This is a genomic window from Nitrospira sp. BLG_2 (assembly GCF_049222245.1).
In genome coordinates this window covers 1-7,845 of the sequence record NZ_JBLYIG010000578.1, presented here as the reverse complement: position 1 = coordinate 7,845, position 7,845 = coordinate 1, and the positions used below count along the sequence as shown (strand labels likewise).

General features: G+C 53.1%; 10 protein-coding genes. 9 read left to right on the top strand and 1 reads right to left on the bottom strand.

What is annotated here, in order from left to right; all coding sequences use genetic code 11:
- Positions 1–82 precede the first annotated feature (82 nt).
- Positions 83–532 (top strand): transposase, encoded by a 450-nt coding sequence (locus ACOSYY_RS15515; RefSeq protein WP_421663502.1) that lies wholly within the window; start codon positions 83–85, stop codon positions 530–532.
- A gap of 1,081 nt (positions 533–1,613) precedes the next feature.
- Here the strand turns inward: ACOSYY_RS15515 and ACOSYY_RS15510 are convergent.
- Complete coding sequence (locus tag ACOSYY_RS15510; protein WP_421663501.1) at positions 1,614–2,261, bottom strand: hypothetical protein; 648 nt, start codon at positions 2,259–2,261, stop codon at positions 1,614–1,616.
- A 559-nt stretch (positions 2,262–2,820) separates the two neighbouring features.
- Here ACOSYY_RS15510 and ACOSYY_RS15505 point away from each other — a divergent pair.
- The 8 genes from ACOSYY_RS15505 (at position 2,821) to ACOSYY_RS15470 (ending at position 7,821) form a co-directional block, all read left to right on the top strand.
- Entirely contained in the window at positions 2,821–3,204 is a 384-nt protein-coding gene (locus tag ACOSYY_RS15505; RefSeq protein ID WP_421663500.1) for a DDE-type integrase/transposase/recombinase, read from the top strand.
- 51 nt (positions 3,205–3,255) lie between these two features.
- A complete protein-coding gene (locus tag ACOSYY_RS15500) occupies positions 3,256–3,486 on the top strand; it encodes an integrase core domain-containing protein (protein WP_421663498.1) in 231 nt (76 codons plus the stop codon).
- Positions 3,487–3,992: 506 nt separating this feature from the next.
- Complete coding sequence (locus ACOSYY_RS15495) at positions 3,993–4,694, top strand: hypothetical protein (RefSeq protein WP_421663496.1); 702 nt, start codon at positions 3,993–3,995, stop codon at positions 4,692–4,694.
- Between the two features lie 384 nt (positions 4,695–5,078).
- Complete coding sequence (locus ACOSYY_RS15490) at positions 5,079–5,420, top strand: transposase (RefSeq protein WP_421663495.1); 342 nt, start codon at positions 5,079–5,081, stop codon at positions 5,418–5,420.
- A 440-nt stretch (positions 5,421–5,860) separates the two neighbouring features.
- Positions 5,861–6,001, top strand: coding sequence for a hypothetical protein (locus tag ACOSYY_RS15485; protein WP_421663494.1), 141 nt, complete (start codon positions 5,861–5,863; stop codon positions 5,999–6,001).
- A gap of 539 nt (positions 6,002–6,540) precedes the next feature.
- Entirely contained in the window at positions 6,541–6,954 is a 414-nt protein-coding gene (locus ACOSYY_RS15480) for an OmpA family protein (RefSeq protein WP_421663492.1), read from the top strand.
- Positions 6,955–7,061: 107 nt separating this feature from the next.
- The gene (locus ACOSYY_RS15475; RefSeq protein ID WP_421663491.1) at positions 7,062–7,442 is read left to right on the top strand and encodes a PilZ domain-containing protein; all 381 of its coding nucleotides are present in this window, start codon (positions 7,062–7,064) and stop codon (positions 7,440–7,442) included.
- A 220-nt stretch (positions 7,443–7,662) separates the two neighbouring features.
- A complete protein-coding gene (locus ACOSYY_RS15470; protein ID WP_421663490.1) occupies positions 7,663–7,821 on the top strand; it encodes a hypothetical protein in 159 nt (52 codons plus the stop codon).
- Positions 7,822–7,845 lie beyond the last annotated feature (24 nt).

Below are 7,845 nucleotides of genomic sequence, written 5' to 3'. Positions count from 1 at the left end.
CGTAATGTTACGTGGCTTATCCACCATTCGCTGTGGCGGGCTACCTTAGTAGTGGAGGACTTCTTGGTCCAATAGCGGGCTGATGGAGAATCGACATCGGTTCTTGCTGGGCATCAATGTGGAGACGTTTCGGGGACCCGCATCAGAGACGGAAGGCGGGCACGCTTTGATCGATGCCTTCCATCAGAAGCATCGCCAGCGGATTCAGACCGTGGGAGCCGATAAGGGATATTTTGCGAAGCCATTCCTGCTGGCCCTCTTCCGGCGGCGCATCCGGCCGCACATTGCGGCCAAGACGACCGGACGGGAGGCGGTGCATCAGCGGGTGCGGCGGCTGGGCCGGACGGTGGGCTACCGCCTCTCGCAGCGAGCCCGGAAGAAGATCGAAGAATTGTGGGGCGAGGCCAAATGCTGGCACGGGTTCCGGCGGTTTCGACGCCGGGGGCTCCTGCAGGTCCGAGAGGAGGCCTATCTGATGGGCTGGTTGCTGAATCTGAAGCGGCTGGCGACCCTGCTCCCGGCTCCGGCCTAGCGGGCAGCCCCAAAGTGTGCGGGGAGCGGGAGCTCGGAAGAGCGGGATGAGAGAGACGAACTCCCATGATCGACATACCAGACATAATCAGAGAAATCAACCGGTGAATTCGATGCAGGAATTCTTCAAAAACCGCTGTTTGTCAACAAACTGTTAGTCAGCAATCTTGTAACTCTGATTAATAACCGGTCGGGGTGGCCCTCCGCGATTCTTCGAACGCTTAGACAAATCGTCTCCTTGACCGTCACTCAAGCCGTTGTCACTCTCACCGATACACCGTCCAATACGAACGTACCCCGTCGTGCGCAGCCAGCATCAAGCATTGCACCTCGCTCTGGCAAGGACGTCTGAGAGAACCCTGGGCTGTCGCATCGTTACCGCGCCACGACGTGCCCGGCACGAAGAATATACCCATCCTTACTCCAAATCGGGTTCTCGGACCACCTTCGTACCGACTATGAACGTCAGACGGCTTCTTGAGGTGTTATGAACATGAACATCGCAACCTCCTTCAAATGCGAACGGATGAGAACAGGTGTTGATGGACGAGCGGAAACATCAAAGCTCAAGTATGCCCCAACTTTTACGAAACCCAATCTTGCATCTGTAGGGGGCTCAACCACCTGTCTGTGAATGATGTCTGGACTCTTCATTGTCGGATAACACGTGATGCGGCTACCGGGATGTACCATGCTAATGGATCTACACCGAGAGAAGGGCGGCAAGCCATGCATCGGCTGATGCGACGGTTCTCCGCGTCGGACTACTACTCAGGGCTTGGTGTTCGCTGCAGACGAGCAGATTGTGAAAGCACTCACCGGAAATAGCTCAGGGATGACTCGTCCTGTTACCGTGAGAGAGGCGGGTGGAGGTCCGATGGACAGCCACCAATGAACTATCCCTCTTTCTCCTCGATGGTCAGGGACAGCAACTCGAGGCGCTGGGACATTCTATGGGTGATGCAGGCGGCGCGACATATCACGCGAAAGGCGGGACCAACAGCCTGAGGATCTCAAGTGACGAACACTGCCGGTCACTGTGGTCCAGCTACCGTAGCGAGACGGCGCATCACGCGACAGACTTAATTGCCGGCAATCAGATCTCGACTCATCTTGGCATGAGCGAATTTAATGGCGAGCATTCCGCGAAGGATACGATGTGCTTCATGCCAGGTTTTCTCCGGCACGCGATCGCACTGTGCATCGGCTTCACTTTCGTGAAAGTCCGTGTCACTGTTCCATCGCGCCTCATTAGATATGTCAGCTGAAACCGTATTCACGCCTATGAATCGTTTCAGAATATCGTCAATGACTGGACGGAGAGGGTACCGGCGAGTCTCCCTATATGAGGCCTCCCTTCCAGCCTGATGAGCGGTCTCATGAGCGGCTTCCTGTGGCATCCACATACGCCCCAGCTTTTTCCTCAGGAACTCAGTAACCCAGATCTTATCAAGCCGTGCCATTTCGTCGGCTTCAATTGCAAATTCATGATCGTTGACCCACAACACCGTGGCTCGTAGGACATGAAGTGGTTCTGGCCTTTCAGGTACGCAGACCCGCAGCCTCATCTGCATACCGGATACAACCGGCATCGTTCCCGCAATTCGCCAACCACGAATGGTGAGGTCTAACACCGTCCCTTCAGCGACGAGCTCGGAAGTTCCGTACACGACACGCCAACTCACTGGAAATCGACTATAGTGTCGCATGGGACTCATTCGGTTTTTCATGCGATGTCTCCTTTCGCGGTTGGGCTCGTGACAGATCAACAACAGAGATCAGGCCGTATCCGTTAAGCCGAATTGTGCTTTCTTGCCGAGGTTGTCCAATCGAAATCCAACGAGTGTTCCTTCACCATCAGCCCATCGCAGCGTGAGCAACTACTCCTTGTTCCAGATGTGGGGTGCGTGCTTGACTGCGAGAAAGATATCAAAAACCTGAAGATGAGGTAGACCCGGATAAGGTAACACGGAAGAGGGATAAGACCGGTGCTATGATCAGACTGCGACATGTGGAACCCTTTGACTGAAACGGTAGGCCTAAGTACAAACTTCCGATTGACGAATCGGGGAGAACTGTGCAGGTTGACGGTCTTGTCCGGACATTGGGCAGCATGGGCCGAATTTAGAGCTGTTGAGCCGAGTCCTCGACGTGTCCCAAAGTGGGGACTATGCCTGGCGCACCCGCCGCCCCTCGACGCGCGCCCAGGAGAACGCATCTGGAAGTGACGATCCAGGCCCCGCATGTGCGCACGCGGCAAACCTACGGCCCAGAGCCGTTCCAAACAGAATGGCGTGCCGATGGGTTCCCTGCTGGGGTGGGGCGGATCAAAGACTACGCAAGAAACTGGGACTGCGTTGTCAACAAATCCGCCGGTTCACAACGACCACGGATTCGACGCATGCGCTGCCGGTAGCGGAAAATGTGTTGGCTCAGACCTTTGCCACCAGGCGACCAAATGAGGCGTGGGTCACCGATATTACTTATGTGCCGACCGTGGAAGGGTGGCTGTATCTGGCTGGCGTGAAGGATCTCTACACCTGTGAGGTGGTCGGCCATGCGATGGATGCCCGGATGACGACGGACTTGGTGCAGGGTACACGGATGAAGGCTATCGACACCAGACGTCCCGCCCCGGGGCTCATTCATCACTCCGTTCGCGGGGCTCAATAATGTGCCCCGGTGTAGCAAGCAACGCTGAGGCAGTTTGGCATGATCCCATCCATGAGTCGGAAGGGGAATTGTTATGACACCGCGCCGATGGAGGCTTTCTGGGGAACGTTGAAGAATGAGCTGGTGCATCATCGTCGCTACGAGACCCGTGCGCAGGCTCGGCGCGAGATCTCGAAGTACATCGAAATCGTCTATAACCGTCAGCGGCCGCATTCTCGGCTCGGGAATCGCTTGCCCGCTGCGTTTGTCCAGCAATGGGTCCGTCAACAGCCGGCGGCGTGAGGCTGCAATTCATGACGTCCACTATTGACAACCGGGGCCAGTCTCCGGTGGGATGAACCGTGAATTGGTCTGGAAGGTGAAACTCCGCGGCGTGCCACGAGTCGGCTGGCTTTTCCCCTTCGCCGCGGCGTCTATAACTTGGGGCAGATGCGCAATCTTCGGGAGGTCACCGCATGAAGCACCGGGGTCTGACTGGACACCGCACTGTACCTGCCTCCACAGCAGGAAGAAACCATCCCTTCAATAACAAGGAGCGTGGGCTACAGATGAGGCTCTCTCGCACACATAACTCGAGTTTTTCCGCAGCCTGCTAGAGATTGAGGATGCGTGCAATCAGCATTGGGTTCCGACTCTTCTGCAGCTCCTGCGACCAACCGATGGAGTTGTGAAGGAGCACCGATAGCAAGACCAATCTTTCGGAAAGACAGGGCACATGTTCATGTAAACATCGGTGAGATCAAAAATAGAACCACGATCGCGGCGCACTCTAATGGGGGAGCAACATCATGATGGCGAAATGGCAAGCGGGCATCGGGCTGGTCACCTGCTTCCTTATGCTGGCGACGAGTCTGCCGAGTGTATGGGCTACATCAAACGACTCTCCCGCCGCTGATGACGGACCGTCACTGGATGAAACATTGGTATTTATTAAAGACACGTGGGAAGCATGTGCGACAATGCATAGTGGATTGCAACGTATGATCGCTAAGGATGGATCCCTCTGGCATATGGATAGGATGGCCAAGGTGGACGTAATTGTCATTCAGCCGTCTGCTCTTAAAATAATTACACGTATGAATGAACGGAGGAAGTTGAGCGGCATATTCTCGATCCAATCGCCGTTAGAGACGATTCACGAATTTGACTTGAACGCATTGTCTCCCAACGTCAGTGCGGAGCGCGAAGGGGAGGGAGAGAACATCAACCTTTATGGAATTCGGTTGCGCTGTACTCGGGGGGCGTGTGTAACAGAATGGCTTGCCTCTCTTGCGATACCGGGTAAACCCATACACGAATTAAAAACCGGCAAGTTGGTCGTCACGAACCTCGCGGAGCTGGTGTACGACGAGGGAGACCCAAAAGACAAACGGGCAGAAAAGAAGAGAGAGGTATACGTTCCCGTCTGTGACCAAGCATCCTTAGAAAGTCTTTCGAAAGCCTTTCACCATGCCATCGTCAAAGCTGGTGGTAAAAAGCCGCTATTTTAATATGTGGGCTCATCAGACTTTCGCATGGGTGGGATAGAGATCGAGACGCGGCCATGGCCTGGATCAAAAGAATGTCAACAGAACCTAAATGGCACTTGCCTCGGGTATGGTTAAGAACGGGTTTTAATCCTTTTCCCTTCCCAAGAGTACGTTACCGATGGTTGCAAGGTTGCGTAATTCCTATCTTGATTTTCATTCGTCGGCCTGTGTAGCCTTCCCTCGTTGCGATCCTGGATGGTAAATGCTCGGATGTTATTTCAAACCCATGGCTGACGGGTTCAATTCTTACTCAACACTGTACTTTGGCGCTATCTGTGCCTATTTTTAATTTGTGATCCTCCGTAGCTTGCTACGGGGACAATCTTTTCTGGTACCCTCTGGCGCATGGTGGATCAGAGGGACAATGAGCTTCGTAAGGGAGCACACTGTGCGTGGCCAATCCACGATCATCTTGTGTTGCCAGTGAAAGACCGCAAAGCACTGCTGGATGAGGAGGGGACCACGATTATCCAAGAAACGGCGGCAGAGATGGCGGAGCGGTTTCCGGTCGAGAGGGAAGCGATTGGAACGGACAAGAATCATATCCATCTCCTCTGCAGTGGCCATCCGAAAATGGCCTCGGGACGGATGTGCAGAGGTTCAAGAGCTTCACGGCCCGGGAACTCTTTCGACGGAAACCAGCCGTCAAACGGGTCCTGTGGGGGGATTTTGGACCGATGGGTATGATGTGGCGACAGGGGGAGAGCGAACGGGCAGACGGTCGAGCGGTACGTGCAGCGGCAAGGGCAACCGCAGGAGGATATCCGGCAACTCCGAATGTTTTAGTTCTATGATACCCCGCAGCTTGCTGCGGGGAGCTTCATTAGGTTGGATTATGTGGAGCCTGTCAGCACATTCCGCTAAAGCTTGATAGATCCCTAATGGGATTTCATTTACGATGACATTTATGCGTGAAAGAGGTTATCCCGTGCAGTGGTTTTGCCGATATAGAAGGCAAGAGCGCAACAGACGATTGAAGCGGTATACTGTGAGCAGAAGAACGGTTTACTTGGACCAGACAATGTTCCTGTTGTGGTAGACCACTTGGGGAGATAGATCTGATGAGTCCCTGGATTTGTAATTGTGGGTGGCGCAGTCAATAAATCGAGCGAGAAGAGGGAGGTACTATGATCCCCGTTTTACACGACGTGAGGGCAGCATTTTTCCTCGTGATCGCACTAGGCATGCTATTGTTTATTTGTGCGCTGGCCGGCCTGGGAGCAGTGCTGCAACCGGTCCGTTGGTCTGATCGGAAAGGGTATCGCTGAGCAAGAGGGGGTCTATCCGTTTAAGCTAGTAGTGGTATTTGATCGACCTCTTTCTCCTTCCTAGTCGGTCAGCGTTTCGCTGATCAGTTTCAGTTCTCTGTCTAACAGAGAACTTCCACTCGGTACCTGTCAAATATTTGAATTGATTAGGTATCCTGCAATCCTTCAGCTAGTCTTCTGCTAAGACATCCCTTTTCGATCGCGGTGCTATATTTGATTAGAGAATGAACTGGCGAGCATCACTGGTCAGTCAATGCACCGATTGCCAATAAATTATTGGGCAGCGGAATCTTGATGTCGCTCAAAGGAGAATGATTATGAATGGAGTACTAACGAAATCTGGAACTGTAGTACTGATGGGCCTAGTCCTATTGTCGAACCAAGGCTGTAGCACAAAATGGCTCCAAACTGACGGTGAAGGCAAATCCGGGAGCGCGAGTTCGAAGCTTCCAAATACGTCAGGGGGGGGCACAACCGGTGAATTGAGCGGTTTCTCTCGTAATCCGTCAGAGGAACGACTTGCGTCAAGCGGATATTCGATGGCCCTGAATCCATCGGGGCTGCCCCCACGCCAGCGCGCTGAGCTAACAAAAGAAGAAAAGGCTGCAGTGGAAGCGGGTTTGCAGGATGTTTTCTTTGGTTATGACCAGTGGACCCTGACTGATGCTGGCATAGAAGCGCTCAATCATGATGCTGCTTACCTCAAAGATCATCCGGGTGCCGTGCTAAAAATCGAAGGACATTGTGATGAGCGAGGCACCGCGGACTATAACATAGTTTTGGGCGACAAACGTGCTAAAGCTGCACGGAACTATCTCGCCGAAGTCGGCGTCAACCTAAAGCAGGTGGCGATCGTGTCGTTTGGCAAGGAACGCCCCTTCTGCTTTGATCGGGGTGAGGCCTGCTATCAGCAGAACCGACGCGACCACATGCTTCTTTCCATAAAGAAATAGAGGACATCCCGCTGAGGCTTCATCCAGGTGAAACACTCGTGTCTTCCTAGGTTTGCGAAAGATCTGTCGTATATCTCAGATTGTCAACTTTGGGTGAGGATTCCTCGTTGAAAAAGCTCGGTTCCTTCTTCAAGTCAGAAACCATCGATCGGATCCCGCTCAAACCTCGATCACAGGATCGACGAGTCCAACCCAGATTCAGTACACAATTTCGCAGCACCTTTTCTAGTCAAAGGCTGGAAGGACAGGGGCGAACTCTGGATGTCTCTGCTGGGGGTTGTAAAATTGAAAGCGACATGAAGGTGGAGCAAGGTGCGAAGCTAGAATGCCGACTCCACATTCCAGGCCTTGATTGGCCTTTGCGGATCGACGAAGCCACTGTGCGTTGGGTTGATGGAAATAGTTTTGGAATCGCGTTTTCGCGTATCGCTCCAGAAGAGTTTGCGAAACTAAAGACGGTACTCTCCGAACTTGAACAGGACGAGTAGATTCTTCCTTAGTCGCTACAACGCAGGCATTTCCACTCTCATACGGCTTTCTTGATGACTTGCTCGAGGTCTCGTCGACTTCTCGTTCCACTGTGTGGCCATGTGCTTTCACGAGCTGTCCTGAACACGGTTGACATGACCACTGTAACTGTCAGAAAGTACGGAATGACTGATGTCTAAATCAAAAGTTTCGACATGACGATAGAGAAAGGAGTCGGGAGTGGAACAGAGGTATGCAATCACCGTGAAGTTCCTAGTCGATGCTGATTCAGCTGAAGATGCTGAAGAAATGGTCGAAACCGCCTGTGAAAAGGCATCGGCCTCATTCCCAGAAATGAGTTACGAAGGGATTGAGGATATTGAGGAAGAAGAGGATTAGTCGGTCTTTGTCTGATGAAAGGAT